The organism is Limnohabitans sp. (genome assembly GCF_023910625.1).
Taxonomy (GTDB): Bacteria; Pseudomonadota; Gammaproteobacteria; order Burkholderiales; family Burkholderiaceae_C; genus Limnohabitans_A.
In genome coordinates, this window is the sequence record NZ_JAAVVW010000003.1 from 2,109,231 (window position 1) to 2,128,898 (window position 19,668).

A 19,668-nucleotide genomic window follows, 5' to 3' on the forward strand; every position below is an offset into this window, starting at 1 on the left:
TTTGTGTCGTCCGAAGGAGAACCTGTGGGCTTCGAAGCACTCGGGGGCAATTCACCTTTGTTGCGGCCGTAAAACATGGTCCACCAGACAATTGCCAGCAAAATGACCAACGCCAGCAACGCTTCCAACAAAATCAGACCCATGCAAGCACCCCGTTTTTTGTCCCGCCGACCGCCATGGTCAGGCTGGTTGTTCGCCGCGATTGTAGGCACCTTCGCTGGCTGCTCAGTGACGCCCGTCCGGCATGACCCCGTTGCGGCAAGCCCATCGTCACCGGGTCCCGTCATCCGGGACATCACCCCGCAATTGCCCGCCCTCCTGCTGCGCGAGCAAAGCCGCTGGGTGCCTGTTCAGTGGTCAGACCTGCCGGGGCTGGACACCGATGCCATCAACGAAGCCTGGCCCGCCTGGCTGCAAAGCTGTCAACGGCCCGGCCCCGATTGGAAAGCCCTTTGCCCGGAGATCGCCCAACTGGCCCATGCGCCTGTGGCACAGCAACGCCGCTGGATGCGTGACAAATTGCAACCATACCGCGTCGAATCCCACGAACAACGTCAGCAGGGCCTATTGACCGGATACTACGAGCCGGCACTGACGGGCTCTCGCCGACCTCAAGGGGCCTTCAAGGTCCCCCTGTTTGCTCCACCGGCTCAATTGGGGCAGCGCAAACCCTGGTTCAGCCGCCAGGAAATCGACACCCTGCCTGCCGCCCGCGCTGCCTTGCGGGGCAAAGAGCTGCTGTATTTGGCCGACCCGGTGGACGCGATGGTGCTGCACATCCAGGGCTCGGGCCTGGTGAACGTGACCGAGCCCGACGGCCGCCAGCGCTGGGTGCGCATGGCTTATGCGGCCACCAACGACCAGCCCTACAAAAGCATTGGCCGCTGGCTGCTGGACCAAAACCTGATCCGCGATGCCAGTTGGCCCGGCATCAAGGCCTGGATCGACCGCAACCCCTCACGCGTCAACGAGTTGTTGTGGCAAAACCCGCGTGTGGTGTTCTTCCGCGAAGAGGCCTTGCCCGTGGGCAGCGTGCCGCCCGGCCCCAAAGGCGCACAAGGCGTGCCGCTCACGGCCGAGCGCTCGATTGCGGTGGACCGCCGCAGCATCCCCTACGGCACCCCGGTGTGGATGAAGTCCACCGGACCGCAAACGTCTTTTGACCGCCTGGTGCTGGCCCAAGACACCGGCACCGCCATTGTGGGCGCGGTGCGGGCCGACTATTACGCGGGATCAGGACCCGTGGCTGGCGAATTGGCAGGGCGGCTCAAGCAGCCCCTGCAAATGTGGGCCCTGTGGCCACGCTGACCAGGATGCCCTTGACCGGATGACTTTGACCTGCCGCCCCGGCTGCGCCGCTTGCTGCACCGCCCCTTCCATCTCCTCGCCCATCCCTGGCATGCCCCAAGGCAAACCCGCGGGCGTGCCTTGCGTGCATCTTGACGAACAACTGCGCTGCAAAATTTTTGGTCAGCCCGAACGGCCCGCGGTGTGTGGGCAACTTCAAGCGTCGGTGGAGATGTGCGGGGCTGTGGCCGATGGCGGGGTGCACGCCCGGGCTTGGCTCATGCGGCTGGAAGATTTGACGCGGCCCGGGTGATGGAAATGAAATATCGATGAATTTACTGGTTTGTATGGACCTCCATCATTCTTCAACCTTATCGCCGTTGCTCAGTCCTGAAGCCAGATGCATATGTCCACTTGATCGCAAGAACTATCTTTTATATAGTGGAATGAGCGTAGCTGCCACTTGTTAATGCGAATAGTTGCTTAGGAAAAATACCTTATAGGTCTTGATGTATTGTAAAAATACTGTATATTTATACAACCGATTGATCATGTCGTCTATATGTCGCATCCCGGATGATCGTAAGGCCGTTTTATAAACAAATGAGGATGAGAAGCGTACCAGTCTTTCATGGCCCTCATCGGTGTTTTGCTTTTAAGCGCTGACTGGGGTAACTGATGGTTGTACAGAGCCACGTAACGCATGAGCGTTTGCTCCAAATCTTCACCGCTGGTGAATCGGTGTGTCTTGAGCACGTCAGCGATACGCCCGTTGAAGCGCTCGACCATGCCATTGGTGCGCGGCGTGCGTGGTTTGGTCAGGCGGTGTTCAATGTTCAAGGCTTGGCACAGTTGATCAAACTCATGGTTGCCCGTGGCCTGGCGCTCACGGCTGGCAAACAACCTGTCAGTGAACTCCTTGCCGTTGTCGGTCAGAATTTTCTGCATCTTGATCGGGCACGCCTTGTGCAGGGCATTGAGAAACGCTCGGGCTGCCGCTGCCGTCTTGTGGCTCTTGATCTGCACAAACACCCAGCGTGTGGCGCGGTCGATGGCCACAAACAGATAGCGCCTGCTGGTCTCGTCGGGCATCTGGGGCAGGTATTTGACATCGATGTGGATGAACCCCGGCTCATAGCTTTTGAAGGCTTTATGAGGCTCAGTGGGCTCTTTGGGCCTGAGCGCGTTGAGGTTGCCAACGCCGTGGCGACGCAAGCAACGGTCCAGACCCGAGCGTGTGGCCTGGGGGCAAAGAAACTCGCGGGTGACGGCCAGCAAGATCATCCAGGGGCAACAGCAGCGTCTTTCTGAGTTCGACCACGATCTGTTCTTGCGCCGGTGTGAGCGTGGTTTGAAGCTTGTGCGGGGTGTGGGACGCGTCATGAAAGCTGTCTCGACCCTTCCACTTGTAAACAGTGCCTTCACTCACGCCGAAGCGCAACGCCAAAGTGGCAGCAGTCTCCGTGCTGGCCGCCATCTCCGCACGGGTGGCGGGCGTAGTACGTGCGTTTTTGTGCAAGGCTATCATCATGACAAGGCTCCCGGGTGGACTGCTGAGGTGACGCAAAGATTGTCTATCAACTGCCGCATGACCTCTCTGGCCATGAACAGCGGATACCGTTTTGAGTCAATGCAATCATCCGGGATGCGACATCTATAGAAGCTTGATCAAGAATAGTTTGAACATCCACACATCAGAATTGCAATGAGAGACTTCATCGACTTATTTTGTGGCGCAGGTGGGTTATCACTTGGTTTAGAAGCTGCGGGCCTGAACTGCGTCGCCGCTGTAGAAATGAACCGTGACGCATGCGACACTTTCGCTCTGCAGCATTCGAAAGCTACAGTCCACAACATGCCAATTCAAGGATTGAACTTCAAACAATATAGAGGAGTTTCCCTGCTTGCGGGCGGCCCGCCATGCCAACCTTTTTCAGCTGGTGGTAAAGGCCTAGCATCTGAAGATTCACGTGACATGATTCCGCAATTTATACGCGCAGTTGAAGAAGCACAACCGGCAATGTTTCTCATGGAAAATGTTCCTGGTCTTGCTAGTCCAAGTCACAAAGACTACTTAGAGTATTCATTAGATAATTTTGAAGAACTTGGTTATAAAGTTTATGTTCAAGTTCTTAATGCCGCAGAGTATGGTGTACCGCAGAAGCGTCGTCGCTTAATCGTTGTTGGCGTCAAAAATGAATTGCCAGATTTTCACTTTCCTGCGCCAACTCATGGACCCAATCATTGTAAACCCTTCATTACAGCAGGTGAAACTCTTTCAAAAGTTGGTTCTATTGAATTAATAAATGAATCTAAGGTTGTATTTGCCAAACGGCCAGATTTAAGACCAAGTCCTTATGACGGACATCTCTTCAACGGTGGTGGTCGTGCTATCGACTTGTCCGCACCATCTCATACGATCCTAGCTTCAGCTGGCGGAAACAAGACTCACTTTCTTGATCTACAAAGTGAGGTGCCCGAATACCACAAACATCTGATGAACGGAGGAAGGCCGCGAGTTGGATGCCTTAATGGGGGACGCCGTCTTTCAGTTCAGGAATCAGCTGCTTTGCAGACCTTTCCTGATGGAATGCGTTTTTTAGGTTCGCGTAGTTCTCAATACGCTCAAATTGGTAATGCCGTTCCCCCCGAACTTGGCAAAGCACTTGGAAAATCCTTATTAAAAACTCTCATGAGTTGACCGCTTACTTCTCACTGAGTTCAAGTTCATCAATAAGCATAACAAACTGATTAACAACCTCTACCTTTGGTTGATAACGATCAAGTAACTCGTAAAGCCGATTTATAGCGCTAGCGCGACCTTGCCTCGTTAATGCGCTAACGAGGCTTGAAGCAAATGAATTAACTTCAAGAACTGATAAATCCAAAGAAAGTTCTTTCAGTCTATTTATTAATGAATCACTAGCTGCATTAACACCGGTAGCAACAATCGTTAATCTACTCAGATCATTGTCTCGAATAGTTTTTTCTGCTCCAATTAATTTCTCTGTCCAATCGTTAGCGGTGACCTCTAAAGCTTCGACGACGCGATTACCCAAAAGTATCTGAATATCACCTGCTGATCTACTGCTCTTATCTGATGCATTCAAATTTTTTGTTTCTACACGAAATGTCGCTAAGCCTTGTTGTTCAATAACAGCATGAAGGAGCGCTGCTATGGAATATTGCTCGTACGCACCGGAAGAAGGGGTTGCGTATAACCGAGATAAAAGTCCACTAACGCGCCCAAAAGTGAGAGCCCCTCTGTTGAGAGCAGGCATTCCAAGAATAGGCCTTGCATTTGCGGCTATTTGTAAGCAACAAAAATGAAAAGCATCCTGGATTTCTTCAAACGATCGATCTGGATTTGAACCCCAAAGTAAAATCGAATCAAAATATTCATCATTGCCTCTGGCAAGCTGATCTGTGTTTTTACCAATATTTTGAAATGCATCCTTTACCGCACGTATATGTTTACTTGAAAGAAATTCTCCGAACCACTTTGAAACACCCCGACCACCCTCTTGCCGAATTTGTATGTTCACTGTTGATCCAACTGCGAGCCAAAAAGCAAACTGAATAACAAGTGCATCGCGATAACTTATATTACTGCTAATTAGAACTTTGTTTACTTGCGATTCTATAGCTTCCGGCGCATTTAAACTATTACTCCATGAAGCTTTCCCTAAAAGAAGATCTTCGAAAGTTTTACATATTAATTCTTTTGCTCTTTCAGAGGTACGCGGTATCCCTGCAGATAGTTTTAATTTTTTAGAAGTCGAATTAATCATAATTAATTTTGTTTTGAAAAAGCTATTGAAAATTTGAAATACTTTTCTTAATAACTGTCTAAAATGTCATTGTCTCATGCCCCAAAATTGAACCCACACTTTACCTGAAAAAGCCTCCAATATAGTTAATTTTATACCGATCCACAGGTAACCAAGCCATGAGCGAATGCGGACACACTTGAGTGACTATGGTCAAACGTGCTTCCCAAGGTCGGAAATATTGACCCTGAAAAATGAAGCGCTCTTCAGTCACCAACAAGTCATCCCCCCACCCCGCTTACCGCTAAGCTGAACCCCTTTTGCTGACCTGCTGAGCACAGTCATGGCGTTAGACATTCCTTCCTTAAAAGACAGCGTTCACCCCGACGAGTGGCAGCTGCGCCTGGACTTGGCCGCGTGTTACCGGCTGGTGGCCCTGTACGGCTGGAGCGACTTGGTGTTCACCCACATCAGCGCCAAACTGCCCGAGTCGGTGGCTGGTCAAGACCACCAATTTCTGATCAACCCCTACGGCCTGATGTTCGATGAGATCACCGCATCCAGCCTGGTCAAGGTGGACATGCAGTGCAACAAACTGCACGACAGCCCTTTCCCGGTGAACCCGGCCGGCTTTGTGATCCACAGCGCGGTGCACGAGGCGCGGCCCGATGCCGGCTGTGTGTTGCACACCCACACCCGGGCCGGGGTGGCCGTGAGCGCGCAGGCACACGGCGTGCTGCCCATCAGCCAGCAAAGCACGTTTGTGCTGGCCTCGTTGGCCTACCACGGCTACGAAGGCGTGGCCATTCGGGACGACGAAAAGCTGCGTCTGCAGGCCAACTTGGGCGAGGCCAATTACCTGATGCTGCGCAACCACGGCCTGCTCACCGTGGGCAAAACCATCGCCGATGCGTTTTTGTCGATGTACACGTTTGAGAATACCTGCCGCATCCAGGTTGATGCGCTGGCTGGGCAGGCGGGCCCCAAAGACCTGACGGCGGTGGACCCGCAAATCATCAACGGCGTGGCCACGGCCATGCGCGTGCAAACGGGCGGCTTGGGGGGTGCTTTTGTGTGGCCTTCGCTGCTGCGCAAACTGCAGCGAGAGAGCCCGGACTTCACTCTTTGAATTTAAGGCTTCCAGCGCTTGAGCAGTAAGGCATTGGCCATGACGCTGACCGAACTGAGCGCCATGGCCGCGCCCGCCATGACGGGGCTCAGGTAGCCCATGGCCGCCAGCGGAATACCGGCCACGTTGTAGGCAAACGCCCAAAACAGGTTTTGCCGGATCTTGGCCACGGTGCGGGCCGAGATGTCGAGCGCAGCACCGACCAAGCCCACATCGCCACGCATCAGGGTGATACCTGCGGCGTGCATGGCCACATCGGTGCCCGTGCCCATGGCCATGCCCACGTCGGCCGCGGCCAGTGCCGGGGCGTCGTTGACTCCGTCGCCCACCATGGCCACGATGCGCCCGCCAGCGCGCAGTTTTTGCACTTGGGCGGCTTTGTCGCCGGGCAACACCTCGGCCAGCACTTCCCCGTTTTCTGGTCGCAGGCCCAAACGACGGGCCATGGCTTCGGCGGCGGCCCGATTGTCGCCAGAAATCATGACCAACTGCAGGCCGCGCGCCCGCAAGGCGGCCAATGCTTGGGCGGCCTCCGCTTTGGGCTGGTCGCCAAAAGCAAGCAACAACAAGCCATGCACGCCGCTTGACCTGCGTTCGGCCAGCGCCGACAAGGTGGCGCCTTGTGCTTGCAGGCGAGCGATCTGCACAGACCACAAAGTCGGGTCAAGACCCTCCTGGTGCAACCAACGCAAGCTGCCCAGCAGCAAGCCACGGCCCCCTACTGTGGCTTGCACGCCCCGCCCGGGCACAGCCGTCAAATCAGTGGGGCTGGCCAAGGACAGGCTTTGCGCTTGGGCGGCAACCAGCACAGCACGGGCCAGCGGGTGTTCGCTGCCGCTTTGCACGCTGGCTGCCCACGCCAGCATGGTGGCCGCATCGCATTCGGGAGCGGGCACTTGCTCGATCAGGCGCGGCTGGCCCACGGTGAGTGTGCCGGTTTTGTCAAACGCCACGGTGTTCACGCGGTGGGCGTTTTCCAAAGCTTGGGCGTCCTTGATCAAAACGCCATGGCGCGCAGCAACCCCGGTGCCCACCATGATGGCCACAGGCGTGGCCAAGCCCAGCGCGCAGGGGCAAGCGATGACCAACACCGCCACAGCTTGGATGAGCGCGGCTTCAAACCCCGCGCCCAGCAACATCCACACGCCCAACGTGACCAGCGCCAGCAACATCACCACCGGCACAAACACCGCGGCCACTTGGTCTACCAGGCGCTGAATGGGCGCTTTGCCCGCTTGGGCATCTTCGACCAGGCGAATGATGTGCGACAGCACGGTTTCGTGGCCCACGGCAGTCACGCGCATCAGCACACGACCATCGCCATTGATGGCACCGCCTGTCAACTTGGCACCCACACTTTTGGAAACGGGCAAAGGTTCGCCTGTGAGCATGGATTCGTCCATCTGGGTTTGGCCCTTGACCAGCTCGCCGTCGAGCGGACAGCGTTCTCCGGGGCGCACCACGATCAAGTCCCCTTTGAGGACTTCATCCACCGGTACGTCAATTTCACCCTCTTCACTGAGCCAATGCACGCGGTCCGGACGCAAGGCGTGCAGGGCGCGAATGGCTTCTGTGGTTTGCCGTTTGGCGCGTCTCTCCAACCACTTGCCGAGCAACACCAAAGTGATGACCACCGCCGAGCCTTCAAAGTAAAGGTGCGGCACATGGCCTTCGTGCGCGGTAAGCCACAACCACACCGACAAAGCCCAACCTGCCGTGGTGCCAATGGACACCAGCAAATCCATGTTGCCGGTGCGTGCCTTGAGGGCGTGCCAGCCAGCCTTGTAAAAGCGTGCGCCCAAAATGAACTGAACCGGCGTGGCCAAGACAAACTGCAACCAGGCTGGCAACATCCAGTGCTGGCCCCACAAGTCGCCCAGCATGGGCAAAACCAACGGGCCCGACAGCACCAAGCCCCAAGCCACAGGGGCAAAACCGGTCCACGGCGAAGCATTTTGGGTATCGTCTTGGGCAGTGGCTGCTTGTCGGGCTTCATAACCTGCATCGCGGATGGCACGCCGCAAATGCGCTTGTGTCAGTTGGGGGTCGCTGACCTCAATACGCGCCGATTCAGTGGCCAAATTGACACTGACGGAGCTGACACCCGGCACTTTTTTCAACGCTTTTTCGACCCGGCTCACGCATGAGGCGCAGGTCATCCCGTCAATGCCGATGTCATGGGTCTGGGATTTGGTTTTGATCTGTGTCATGGTCGGAGCGGCTCGATGGACTATGCTTTGCAAAGCGCAAACTCTTTTGGCCCAAAGGAAACATCATGAACCAATTTTTCACTGTTGAGGGTATGACTTGTGGTCACTGTGAAAAAGCCGTGACCAAAGCCTTGCTGGCTTTGGATGCCCAAGCCAAAGTTGTGATCGACCGCACTCAAAATCTGGTGCAAGTCGATTCAAAACAAAGCCGCCAAGCCCTGGCCCAAGCGATCGCCGATGAAGGTTATCGTGTGACAACGTGAACTGTTTCACTCTTCTTTACAAATCACTGCAAAGAATGCACTTGCCCTACACATGGGCAGATCAGAATTGTTCATCTCATCAACCCAAGGATGTCTTATGAAATCAATTTGCACCTCTTTCATTGCCGCTTCTTTGTTAGCGGGTCTGTCTGGTCTGGCTATGGCGCAAACCCCAACCGAAGCACTCACCCCGGGGCCTCGCGGCGAACGCATGGAACAAATGCACGCCAAAATGAGCGCTCGCCATGCCAAGCACCTGGCTGAACTCAAAGGCAAACTGAACCTGCAAGCTTCGCAAGATGGCGCCTGGAACAATTTTGCCCAGTCCATGCAAAAGCCTGAACGCATGGCACGCCCCGATCGAGTCAGCATGGAAAAAATGAGCACCCCCGAACGGCTAGAGCGCATGCAAGCCATGAAAGCCGAACGGGATGCACACATGCAAAAACGCATCAATGGCACCAAGGCTTTTTATGCAAGCCTGAGTGCTGAGCAACAACAGATCTTTGATAAAGAAACTGCCCAGGCCATGGGTCGCACGGGTGGCGACATGCACCGCATGCAACACGGTGGTGGACATCACGGCAGGCATTGATCGAGGGTGTACGGCATTTTGTGTAAACGGGGCTGCGATCAGTCATTGGGCATCCTGCCTTCGAACTGAATGGTAAACCGGGTCAATGCGGCTTTCCAATCTCTGAGCGGCATCGTCCACTTCTTGCTGATGTTGTTCAGCGCCAGGTAGAACAATTTCAGCAATGCCTCATCGCTGGGGAACGAGCCCCGGCTCTTGGTCACCTTGCGCAGACTCATGTTCACCGACTCGATGGCGTTGGTCGTGTAAATGATCCGCCGAATCTCTGGAGGATATTCAAAGAACGGCACGATCCGCTCCCAGTTGCTGCACCACGATTTCACAATGGTCGGGTAGTCAGCGCCCCATTTTTCTTCGAATTCCTGCAGCCGCAGCACGGCATCATCCGCAGTTGCGCTGCTGTAGATGGTCTTCAGGTCTGCGGCCACCACTTTGCGCATCTTCCAGCTCACATAGTTCAGGCTGTGGCGCACCATGTGCACCAGACACAGCTGCACCGCCGTTTGCGGATATACAGCCTCTATTGCCTCGGGAAAGCCCTTCAAGCCATCCACGCAGGCGATGAAGATGTCAGCCACGCCCCGGTTCTTGAGCTCCGTGACCACCTGCAGCCAGAACTTGGCCCCTTCGGTCTGGGCAATCCACAGCCCCAGGATTTCCTTCTCGCCCGCCATGTTGATGCCCAAGGCCAGATATACGGCCTTGTTGCGCACCACGCCTGAGTCACGGGTTTTGACGTGGATGCAGTCCAGGTAAACGATCGGGTACAGCGCATCCAGTGGACGCGCCTGCCAAGCCTTGACCTCGTCCATGACGGCATCCGTAACCGATGAGATCAGCGTGGGCGACACCTCGGTGCCATACATTTCCTGGAGATGCCCCTGAATCTCACGTACCGTCATGCCTCGGGCATACAGGGACAAAATCTTGTCATCAAAACCTGTCCAGCGCGTCTGGTGCTTGGGCACGATCTGCGGCTCAAAGCTGGCGTGGCGATCACGGGGGATATCAATGGGCAGCTCGCCAAAGTCGCCTTTGAGGGTCTTTTTGCTTTTGCCGTTGCGGGCATTGCCAGCGGCGTTGGCCACGCTGGCATTCTTGGTGTGACCCAAGTGCTCGGTCATCTCGGCTTCCAAAGCGCGCTCCACAAGGCGCTTGGTCAGCTGCTTGAGCAGGCCGTTCTCGCCGATGAGGTCTTCAGGTTTTTTATAGCCAGCGAGCAGCTGGTCGATCAATTCGTTGCTGACGGTCATGGTTCATCTTTCTGGATGTTCGGCAGTTTCCTGCCATTTGACCGTTTACACAAAATTTAGGACACCCTCCATTGATCAGGTTTTTTCAATCTGCCAAGGGCTGCTTCGGCAGCCTTTTGTGCGTTTGATGCATGTCAATTTTTAAAAATCGTACAGCGTTAAGCTTGTTGCCATGACCTCCAGCGCCTCTCCACCCCCTTCGTCACCCCAAACCCCTCCCGCGCGTCACCGTGTCCGGTTGCGATTGCCCGAGATATTGCCCATCACCTGGCAACACCCTTTTGAATGGTTGTGGTTGGGCCTGAAGGACATTTGGCATTCACCCTGGTTGAGCCTGATGCATGGCCTGGTGTTGGCATTGGGCGGTGGCTTGATCACTTGGCTGGCACACGACAGATTTTGGTTTTTGGCCAGTGCGGTGTCGGGGTTTTTGGTGGTGGCCCCGGTGTTGGCCACCAGTTTGTATGCCATGAGTCGCGCCATTGAGCGCAAAGAGCGCGTTGACCCCGGTTTGCTGTTCAAAACCTGGACACGCTGGCAAACCCAGCGGTTCAATGAACCGACAAGCTATTGGTGTTTGGTTCGTTTTGGTTTGTTGCTGGGCTTTACCGGAACAGGTTGGGTTTTGACTTCTTCCGCCCTGATCACCTTGCTGACACCTGCTCCCATCCACACCCCCACGGATTTCATCCACCATGTCGTGCTCAGCCCAGACCACCATGTGTTTGAGTTGTGGTTGGCTTTGGGAGGGTTGATGGCGGCCCCGGTTTTTGCATCCAGCGTGGTGGCCATGCCTTTGATGTTGGACCGCAAGGTCAACACCTTGCAAGCGGTGCTGATCAGTTGGAAAACGGTGCTGACCCACCCTGTTCCCATGGCTTTATGGGCCTTGCTGATCATGGGGTTCAGCCTTTTGGGTGTGTTGATGCTGTTTGTGGGGTTGGTGTTGATCGTTCCCATGCTGGGCCATGCGTCCTGGCACGCCTACCGAGATTTGGTGGACACCACCTCCCTTCCCGAACGCTTGTCCGGTCAGGATAAGCTGTGATGTGGGGTTTTACCGAAGAACAGTTTGCCTGGTTTGGCCTGACAGTGGGCATAACAGCGTTCATGCTGTACATGCTGTTCATTGTGGTGCAACTGGCCTGGGAATCGAAAGCCGGAAAATTTGGCACTTTTGTTATTTTTACGGGTCTGGCTTTTGGCATGTTGGGTTTTTTGGTCAAAGCCGTGATCCAGTACTGGATTGACAAATAAAGCTTCTAAACAAGTCTGTGGATAAGAAATGCAAAAACCCTAAGTTATCCACAGTTTGATCAATTTTTAAAAAGTTGTTCATTTTGCTGCGACAGCACAAAAGCAGAGTCACACACAAGCTAAAAAGCAGGCCAAGTGCTTGTCATGCAAAGGAAAAACCACCTTGTCCACAACAAAGGGCTGTCCTTACTACTACCACTATTCATTGATATATAGAGAAAGAAAGATAACAAGGCAAGGATGCACTGGTAAGATTTGCCCCTTTCCAACCCCAGCGGCACCATGGCGATTGTTCAAGAAGACGCTTCTTCCAACTGTTACGACATCAAAAGTGCAGATTTGTCCTTGGTGGCCTTGATCCTCAAATCCACCGACATCTCGCTGTTGGTTGCGGCTTTGAAACGGCAAATGGACGCAAGTCCGGGGTTTTTTGAGCAAGATCCTTTGTTGATCGATGTCAGCCAGCTCGAAAGCGAGTTCAAAGCGGCAGATTTGCAAACCTTGATGGAGGTCTTGCGAGAGCATGCATTGGTTCCTCTGGCCATCAAAGGGGCCAAGGATGCATTTTTGGAGCATGCCAAGGGTCTTGGCCTGGTGGATGCTTCCGATGCCCGCATTCGGCGTTCTGTTCAGTTGGCCGAGGTGTCTGCATCCATGGATCATGTTCGACCCGCTGCCTCATCTGTTGCCGTAGAAGCCATGGTGGTCGACAAGCCTTTGCGTTCAGGCCAACAGGTTTATGCCAAGGGGCGAGACTTGATTGTGTTGGCGATGGTCAATGCGGGCGCTGAGGTCATTGCCGATGGGCACATTCATGTGTATGGTTCTTTGCGTGGAAAAGCAATTGCTGGAGCCAGGGGCAATACCCAAGCCAAAATTTTTGCTTTGGTCATGGAACCTGAGCTCATTTCCATTGCCGGTGTTTACCGGACCAGTGAAAATCCCTTGTCCAATGAGGTGTTGGGCAAAACAGCCCAGGTCAGTTTGCAATCGGACCCCGAAGGGGACAAGTTGCTGATCAAGCCTTTGAATCTTTGAATTTTTTCATTTTCATTTTGTCCAAGAAAGTTTATCCATGGCAAAAATCGTTGTTGTGACCTCTGGCAAAGGCGGCGTGGGTAAAACCACGACCAGCGCCAGTTTCGCCACGGGCTTGGCCCTCAAAGGTTTCAAGACTGCTGTCATTGACTTTGATGTGGGCCTGCGCAATCTGGACCTGATCATGGGCTGCGAACGCCGCGTGGTGTATGACCTGATCAACGTGATCCAGGGCGAAGCCAACTTGAACCAAGCCCTCATCAAAGACAAACAATGTGACAACTTGTTTGTGTTGGCGGCTTCTCAAACCCGCGACAAAGATGCCTTGTCTCAAGAAGGCGTTGAAAAGGTTTTGAATGACCTGAGTGGCATGGGTTTCGAGTACATCGTGTGTGACTCGCCTGCCGGCATCGAGACTGGTGCATTGATGGCCATGCACTTTGCCGACGAGGCCTTGGTGGTGACCAACCCGGAAGTGTCTTCGGTGCGTGACTCAGACCGCATCCTGGGCATGTTGGGCAGCAAAACCAAACGTGCGATTGACGGCGCAGACCCGATCAAAGAGCACCTCTTGATCACCCGCTACAACCCCAACCGGGTTGAAGAAGGGCAGATGCTGTCGCTGCAAGACATTCAGGACATCTTGCGCATCAAGTTGTTGGGCGTCATTCCTGAAAGCGAAAATGTGTTGCAAGCTTCCAACCAAGGCACACCTGCGATCCACATGGTCAACAGCGATGTCTCCGAGGCATACAAAGACGTGATCGATCGTTTCTTGGGCGAAGACAAGCCCATGCGTTTCACCGAAGCTGAAAAACCCGGTTTCTTCAAACGTTTGTTTGGAGGCAAGTGAACCATGTCGTTTCTTTCCTTCCTGTTGGGCGAAAAGAAGAAAACTGCCGGCATGGCCAAAGAGCGCCTGCAAATCATCCTGGCACACGAGCGCAGTGGCCGCAATGCCGCTGAGCCCGATTACCTGCCTGATTTGCAGCGTGAACTGGTGGCGGTGATCAGCAAGTACATCAAGATCAACCCCAACGACATCAAAGTCAATTTGGAGCGTCAGGACAACCTTGAGGTGCTGGAAGTCAAAATCGAATTGCCCGACTCACGCTGAGTCCTGTTGTTGCGGCTTTTTTGAGCCGTTACTTGCTTGTCTCTGATGCGGTGTTTCAAAATGCCATGGCCCCTTGATCAGGGCCATGGTTTTTTTATGGTTGGTCCAAAGATGCCCACAAGGAGCGTGCTGCGCGAATATTGCGTTCTTTGACATGCCCATAGCCTTTGATGTTCTCTGGCACCTGGGCCACTTTGACCGCATGGGCATGGGTTTGCTCTGACAGTTGCGTCAAGTTGCGTTCGATGTGTGCCATGTATTCGCGGATCAGGGCGCGTTCGGTCTGCCGTTCTTCGGTTTTGCCAAAAAAATCGAGTTTGGTGCCGCGCAAACCCTTGAGTTTGGCCAAAAGTTTGAAGCCCGTGAGCATGACGGGGCCGAACTTTCTTTTGACCAATTCACCTTGGCTGTTGCGTTTGGACCAAAGCGGCGGGGCCAAGTGGTAGTGCACCTTGAAGTCGCCCTCAAAACTGTTTTGAAGACGTTCCATGAAACCCGTTTGTGTGTGCAAACGGGCCACTTCGTATTCGTCTTTGTAGGCCATCAGGCGGTACAGTTGACGCGCCACCGTTTCGCTCAAGAGTGTTTTACCCAAAGGCGCTTCGGTGGTTTGCACACGGCCCACGATGCTTTGGTAAAGCTGGGCATAAGCCGCGTCTTGGTAATCGGTCAGTCGTGCCATGCGGTCAGCGATCAGGTCGTCCAAAGATTCACGTTTTTTGAACTGGATCACTTGCACGGGCTGCAGGGTTTGCATCAGTGCGTCGATTTGATGCGCTGCGTGACGGCCCCACTCGAAAGCGGCCAAGTTGTTTTTGACCTGCACATCATTGAGCTCAATGGCCCGCACCAAAGACTCGCGATGCAAGGGCACCCAGCCCATTTGCCAGGCGTAGCCCAGCAGCATCGGGTTCACATAAATGGTGTCGCCCATGAGTTGTTTGGCCAGGGCATCGGCATCAAAAGCGCCAACGCCCGACACACCAACTTGCGCCGTAATTTCGGCCACACATTGGTCAACCGGGTTTTGCCAATTGCCATTTTTCACAAAAGCAGCGGTGGGTGTGCTGTTGCTGTTCAGGGCCACATGGGTGCGACCTGCACGCATGCGCACCGTGGTTTCTTTGGAAGCACTGACGATGGGGTCGCAACCAATGATCAGGTCGGCAGCAGCCATGCTGACGCGTGTGGTTCGGATCTCATCTTGGGTGTTGGCCACCAAGATGTGGCTCCAAGTGGCGCCGCCTTTTTGGGCCAGACCTGCCGAGTCTTGGGTGACGATGCCTTTGCCCTCTATGTGCGCGGCCATGCCGAGCAGCTGGCCAATGGTGATGACACCTGTGCCCCCCACGCCCGCCACCACCATGCCCCACGGCTGGTCGATGAGGGGCAGTTTGGGCTCGGGCAATGCACCCAACGCGGCAGGGTCTGGGGCTGCACGGGTCGCGGTGGCTTTCTTTTTGAAGGTGCCGCCTTCCACCGTGACAAAGCTCGGGCAAAAGCCCTTGAGGCAACTGGTGTCCTTGTTGCAGGTGCTTTGGTTGATGGTGCGTTTGCGCCCCAAAGGCGTTTCAAGCGGTTCGACCGACAGGCAGTTGGACTGCACGCCACAGTCGCCGCACCCCTCACACACCTCTTCGTTGATCATCACCCGAACAGCAGGGTCGACCAGGGTGCCGCGCTTGCGGCGGCGGCGTTTTTCAGTGGCGCAGGTTTGGTCATAAATGATGATGGTGGTGCCTTTGATCTCGCGCATTTCGCGCTGAATGCGGTCAAGTTCGTCGCGGTGGAACACGCGCACACCTTCGACCAAAGCCACGCCATCGTATTTATCGGGTTCGTCAGTGACCACCACAATGCGTTGCGCACCTTCGGCTTTCATGCTCATGGCGATTTGCACCACGCTGTGGCCTTCGGCTCGTTCACCGACGGGCTGCCCCCCGGTCATGGCGACGGCGTCGTTGTACAAAATTTTGTAAGTGATGTTCACACCCGAAGCCACGCTCTGGCGCACCGCCAAAATACCACTGTGAAAGTAAGTGCCGTCGCCGATGTTGGCAAAGATGTGTTGGTCGGTGCAGAAGGGTTGTTGGCCGCTCCATGGCACACCTTCGCCGCCCATCTGGGTGAAGCCATCGGTGCTGCGGTCCATCCAGATGGTCATGAAGTGGCAGCCGATGCCCGCCATGGCGCGTGAGCCTTCGGGCACCTTGGTGGACGTGTTGTGTGGGCAGCCCGAACAAAACCAGGGCTGGCGTTCTGCTACCGCCCCAGGGGACCGGGTCTTCATCAGCGCGTCTTTGCCCTCCAGGATGGCCAAGTGTGCGTCGATGCGTGCGGTGGCGTCGGCGTCGATGCCTAGCTTTTTCAGGCGCTTGGCGATGGCGCGGGCGATGATGGCGGGCGTCAGGTCTGCGTTGGCACGCAGCAAGGTGCGCTCGGTCGGGTTGGGAATGGACCATTCGCCGCCCGAGGTGTCGCCATCGGCTTCGTCGAATTTGCCCACGATGGTGGGGCGCACATCGTCGCGCCAGTTGTACAGCTCTTCCTTGAGTTGGTATTCGATGACTTGGCGTTTTTCTTCCACCACCAAAATCTCGCGCAGACCGGTGGCAAATTCGCGGGTGGTGTGTGATTCGAGGGGCCAGACCACGCCCACTTTGTGCACCCGGATGCCCAAGCGCTGACAGGTGGCGTCATCCAGTCCCAGATCGAGCAGGGCCTGGCGTGTGTCGTTGAAAGCTTTGCCACTGGCAATCAGGCCGAACCGATCGTTGGGGCCTTGAATGACGTTGTGGTTGAGTTTGTTGGCGCGGATGTAGGCCAGGGCGGCGTACCATTTGTAATCAAACAGTCGCGCTTCTTGCTCCAGTGCGGTGTCGGGCCAGCGGATGTGCACGCCGCCAGGCGGCATCACGAATTCGGGCAGCACGATCTGCACACGCTCGGGGTCGATGTGGGCGGTGGCACTGGACTCGACGATTTCCTGAATTGTTTTCATGCCCGACCAAATGCCGGCAAAGCGGCTCAGCGCAATGGCGTGCAGACCTTGGTCGAGGATGTCTTGCACACTGGCCGGGAAAAACACGGGCAGGCCGCAGGCCTTGAAGATGTGGTCGCTCTGGTGGGCGGCGGTGGAGCTTTTCGCCACATGGTCATCGCCCGCCACGGCCAGCACGCCGCCCCAAGGCGTGGTGCCGGCCATGTTGGCGTGTTTGAACACGTCTGAGCAGCGGTCCACGCCGGGGCCTTTGCCGTACCAGATGCCGAACACGCCGTCGAACTTGTGGGTGCCCGGGGGCGCAAAACCCAGTTGTTGTGTGCCCCACAAGGCGGTGGCAGCCAGCTCTTCGTTCACGCCAGGCTGGAACACGATGTGCTGGGCCTTCAGGTGGTCTTTGGCTTTCCACAGTGACTGGTCGTAGCTGCCCAAGGGCGAGCCCCGGTAACCGCTGATGAAGCCCGCCGTGTTTTTGCCTTGCAGCGCGTCGCGTTGGCGCTGCAGCATGGGCAGCTTGACCAGGGCCTGCACGCCACTCATGAAAGCGCGGCCGACATCGAGGCTGTATTTGTCGTCCAGCGTCACCGTCTCAAGGGCCTGGCGAATCGAATCGGGCAAGGGGGCGTTCATGTTCTGTCCTGCATCTGAATGTGAAATCACAGTGTAGGCCGATGCCCTGGACAAGTGCTTGCTTTAGGGGGCAGGATTTGCCCTATGATTTGAAAGAACCTTGCTCAAAAGGAGATATTTTGGAAACACTGGATAAATTTGACTGGGCGATATTGAACGAACTGCAATGTGATGGCCGATTGACCAATGCCGAGTTGGCGCAGCGCGTGGGTTTGTCTGCCGCGCCGTGTTGGCGGCGGGTGAGGGCGCTGGAGGAGTCGGGCGTCATCAAGGGCTACCGTGCCGAGATTGACCGCCAGAAAGTGGGGCTGGATGTGTTTGCCTTTGTGCGCTTGGATGCCGAGCGCAACCGGGGAGATGTGACGCGCCAATTGGAAGAAGCGATTCGCAATATCCCGGAGGTCATTTCTTGCCATTACATCAGTGGTGCCGGCACCTTTGAGCTGCAAGTCGTCAGCAAGGACCTGAACACCTTCAGCCAGTTTGCGCGGGATGTCTTGCTCAACCTGCCCAACGTGAAAGATCTGCACACCAGTTTTTCGTTGGGCGAGGTCAAGGCCTCGGGGGCCTTGCCTTTGCGTGTGAGCAGATGACGATCAGGGGTACAGGCCGCGCAATTCGCGCGCCTGCAAAATCCTCGTGCAAGACACGATGAAGGTGGCCGTGCGCAGGCTGACCCGGTGCTCGTCCGCGACCTGCCAGATAGCCGCAAATGCCTCGCGCATGATGCGCACCAGGCGGGTGTTGATGTCGTCTTCGCTCCAGAAGAAGCTTGAGAAATCCTGCACCCATTCGAAGTAACTCACCGTCACACCGCCAGCGTTGGCGATCACATCAGGCACGACCAGAATGCCCCGCTCGTGCAAGATGTCGTCTGCTTCGGGTGTGGTGGGACCGTTGGCCCCTTCAATGACCATGCGGGCCTTGATCTGCCCGGCGTTGGAGGCGGTGATTTGTTGCTCCAGCGCAGCCGGGATCAGGATGTCGCAATCCACGCCCCAGAACTGCGCGTCGGGCAGGGTTTCAGCCATCGCAAAGCCCTTGACGCTGCCGTGTTCGCTGACATGTTTGAGCAGGGCCGGCACATCCAGGCCCGAGGCCCTGTAGAGCGTTCCGCCATGGTCCTGCACCGCCACGACGGTGGCACCGGCCTGGGCAAACAGTTTGGCGGCGATGCCGCCCACATTGCCAAAGCCTTGCACGGCAATTTTGGCTTTTGTGATGTCCAGGCCAATGTGCTGAGCGGCTTCTTGGCCCACGGTGTAAACGCCGCGTCCGGTGGCCTCGCGTCGGCCCAATGAGCCGCCCAGAGCAAGGGGTTTGCCTGTGACCACGCCCGAGGCGGTGGCGCCTTCGTTCATGGAATAGGTGTCCATCATCCAGGCCATGATTTGCTCGTTGGTGTTCACGTCCGGGGCGGGGATGTCTTTGGTCGGGCCGATGATGATGCCGATCTCGCTGGTGTAGCGGCGGGTCAGGCGTTCCAGCTCGCCCCGAGACAGGGTTTTGGGGTTGACCCGTATGCCGCCCTTGGCCCCGCCAAAAGGCAGGTTGACGGCCGCGTTTTTCACCGACATCCAGGCCGACAGCGCCATGACTTCAGACAGCGTCACATCCTGGTGAAAGCGCACGCCGCCTTTGCCGGGTCCACGGCTGGTGTTGTGTTGCACGCGGTAGCCTTCAAAGTGGGCCATGGTGCCGTTGTCCAGTTCAATCGGCACGTCCACGATCAGGGCGCGCTTGGGGCGCTTGAGGGTTTCGACCCAGCGCGACAAGCTGCCCAGATAGGGCGTGACCCGGTCGACTTGCTGCAGATAGATGCCCCAGGGGCCGGGGTGTTCGGGGTTCAGGTAAGAGGGCAGAGCGTGCTGGCTTGTGGCCTTGGCGCTTGCGGCGGAGTTGGACATGTGTGCTTGCCTTTCTTGTCGCTGACGACTTGTCAGTGCGCTGGATCTTAGGTTCAAGCAGGGCTGCCGTCCAAGGCTGCTTTACTCTTACCTTATGCGCGTAACGCATAAGGCTGCCGGTCTGGCCGTGGTGGTTTTTGCGGGTGTCCGCGGTGGATGCCACGGACAACGCCCCGCCTGTAAAATCATCAAATTCAGCCGACCCCGTGGC

At 55.9% G+C, this 19,668-nt stretch carries 17 protein-coding genes and 1 pseudogene; 12 read left to right on the forward strand and 6 right to left on the reverse strand.

What is annotated here, in order from left to right; all coding sequences use genetic code 11:
* Positions 1-75 precede the first annotated feature (75 nt).
* Both HEQ17_RS13495 and HEQ17_RS13500 read left to right on the forward strand, forming a co-directional pair.
* Positions 76-1,308: an MltA domain-containing protein gene (locus HEQ17_RS13495; protein ID WP_296293209.1), complete on the forward strand. Its 1,233-nt coding sequence runs from the start codon at positions 76-78 to the stop codon at positions 1,306-1,308.
* Positions 1,309-1,327: 19 nt separating this feature from the next.
* Positions 1,328-1,600, forward strand: coding sequence for a YkgJ family cysteine cluster protein (locus HEQ17_RS13500; RefSeq protein WP_296293210.1), 273 nt, complete (start codon positions 1,328-1,330; stop codon positions 1,598-1,600).
* 245 nt (positions 1,601-1,845) lie between these two features.
* Here the strand turns inward: HEQ17_RS13500 and HEQ17_RS13505 are convergent.
* A pseudogene (locus HEQ17_RS13505) lies at positions 1,846-2,818 on the reverse strand (IS481 family transposase).
* A gap of 174 nt (positions 2,819-2,992) precedes the next feature.
* On the opposite strand from HEQ17_RS13505, the gene HEQ17_RS13510 reads away from it, so the two are divergent.
* A complete protein-coding gene (locus HEQ17_RS13510; protein WP_296293212.1) occupies positions 2,993-3,988 on the forward strand; it encodes a DNA cytosine methyltransferase in 996 nt (331 codons plus the stop codon).
* A gap of 4 nt (positions 3,989-3,992) precedes the next feature.
* On the opposite strand, the gene HEQ17_RS13515 is transcribed toward HEQ17_RS13510, so the two are convergent.
* Positions 3,993-5,078, reverse strand: coding sequence for a hypothetical protein (locus HEQ17_RS13515; protein WP_296293213.1), 1,086 nt, complete (start codon positions 5,076-5,078; stop codon positions 3,993-3,995).
* 322 nt (positions 5,079-5,400) lie between these two features.
* On the opposite strand from HEQ17_RS13515, the gene HEQ17_RS13520 reads away from it, so the two are divergent.
* Positions 5,401-6,186 (forward strand): class II aldolase/adducin family protein, encoded by a 786-nt coding sequence (locus HEQ17_RS13520; protein WP_296293214.1) that lies wholly within the window; start codon positions 5,401-5,403, stop codon positions 6,184-6,186.
* A 2-nt stretch (positions 6,187-6,188) separates the two neighbouring features.
* Here the strand turns inward: HEQ17_RS13520 and HEQ17_RS13525 are convergent, their stop codons facing one another.
* Positions 6,189-8,396 carry a cation-translocating P-type ATPase gene (locus HEQ17_RS13525; RefSeq protein ID WP_296293215.1) on the reverse strand — a complete coding sequence of 736 codons (2,208 nt, stop codon included), beginning with the start codon at positions 8,394-8,396 and terminating at the stop codon, positions 6,189-6,191.
* A gap of 65 nt (positions 8,397-8,461) precedes the next feature.
* Here HEQ17_RS13525 and HEQ17_RS13530 point away from each other — a divergent pair, with 65 nt between their 5' ends.
* Both HEQ17_RS13530 and HEQ17_RS13535 read left to right on the forward strand, forming a co-directional pair.
* Positions 8,462-8,659: a cation transporter gene (locus HEQ17_RS13530; protein ID WP_296293216.1), complete on the forward strand. Its 198-nt coding sequence runs from the start codon at positions 8,462-8,464 to the stop codon at positions 8,657-8,659.
* Between the two features lie 97 nt (positions 8,660-8,756).
* Positions 8,757-9,254, forward strand: a complete 498-nt coding sequence (locus tag HEQ17_RS13535) for a Spy/CpxP family protein refolding chaperone (protein ID WP_296293217.1) — start codon at positions 8,757-8,759, stop codon at positions 9,252-9,254.
* 38 nt (positions 9,255-9,292) lie between these two features.
* Here HEQ17_RS13535 and HEQ17_RS13540 read toward each other — a convergent pair whose 3' ends face one another.
* Positions 9,293-10,507 carry an IS256 family transposase gene (locus HEQ17_RS13540; RefSeq protein ID WP_296293218.1) on the reverse strand — a complete coding sequence of 405 codons (1,215 nt, stop codon included), beginning with the start codon at positions 10,505-10,507 and terminating at the stop codon, positions 9,293-9,295.
* Between the two features lie 172 nt (positions 10,508-10,679).
* Between HEQ17_RS13540 and HEQ17_RS13545 the strand changes: the two genes are divergently transcribed.
* The 5 genes from HEQ17_RS13545 to minE all read left to right on the forward strand — a co-directional run bounded on the left by HEQ17_RS13545 (position 10,680) and on the right by minE (position 13,919).
* The gene (locus HEQ17_RS13545; protein ID WP_296293219.1) at positions 10,680-11,555 is read left to right on the forward strand and encodes a DUF2189 domain-containing protein; all 876 of its coding nucleotides are present in this window, start codon (positions 10,680-10,682) and stop codon (positions 11,553-11,555) included.
* The gene (locus HEQ17_RS13550) at positions 11,555-11,764 is read left to right on the forward strand and encodes a DUF2788 domain-containing protein (RefSeq protein WP_296293220.1); all 210 of its coding nucleotides are present in this window, start codon (positions 11,555-11,557) and stop codon (positions 11,762-11,764) included. Before HEQ17_RS13545 ends, HEQ17_RS13550 begins: the two co-directional genes overlap by 1 nt.
* 282 nt (positions 11,765-12,046) lie before the next feature.
* Positions 12,047-12,802, forward strand: coding sequence for a septum site-determining protein MinC (minC, locus tag HEQ17_RS13555; protein WP_296293221.1), 756 nt, complete (start codon positions 12,047-12,049; stop codon positions 12,800-12,802).
* A 37-nt stretch (positions 12,803-12,839) separates the two neighbouring features.
* Positions 12,840-13,655, forward strand: a complete 816-nt coding sequence (gene minD / locus HEQ17_RS13560; RefSeq protein WP_296293222.1) for a septum site-determining protein MinD — start codon at positions 12,840-12,842, stop codon at positions 13,653-13,655.
* 3 nt (positions 13,656-13,658) lie between these two features.
* The gene (minE, locus tag HEQ17_RS13565; RefSeq protein ID WP_296293223.1) at positions 13,659-13,919 is read left to right on the forward strand and encodes a cell division topological specificity factor MinE; all 261 of its coding nucleotides are present in this window, start codon (positions 13,659-13,661) and stop codon (positions 13,917-13,919) included.
* A gap of 94 nt (positions 13,920-14,013) precedes the next feature.
* Here minE and HEQ17_RS13570 read toward each other — a convergent pair whose 3' ends face one another.
* On the reverse strand, positions 14,014-17,550 hold the full coding sequence (locus tag HEQ17_RS13570; protein WP_296293224.1) for an indolepyruvate ferredoxin oxidoreductase family protein: 3,537 nt from the start codon (positions 17,548-17,550) through the stop codon (positions 14,014-14,016).
* 119 nt (positions 17,551-17,669) lie between these two features.
* Here HEQ17_RS13570 and HEQ17_RS13575 point away from each other — a divergent pair, with 119 nt between their 5' ends.
* Entirely contained in the window at positions 17,670-18,143 is a 474-nt protein-coding gene (locus HEQ17_RS13575) for an Lrp/AsnC family transcriptional regulator (RefSeq protein ID WP_296293225.1), read from the forward strand.
* Between the two features lie 3 nt (positions 18,144-18,146).
* Here the strand turns inward: HEQ17_RS13575 and HEQ17_RS13580 are convergent, their stop codons facing one another.
* Complete coding sequence (locus HEQ17_RS13580) at positions 18,147-19,457, reverse strand: Glu/Leu/Phe/Val dehydrogenase (RefSeq protein WP_296293226.1); 1,311 nt, start codon at positions 19,455-19,457, stop codon at positions 18,147-18,149.
* Between the last annotated feature and the right edge of the window lie 211 nt (positions 19,458-19,668).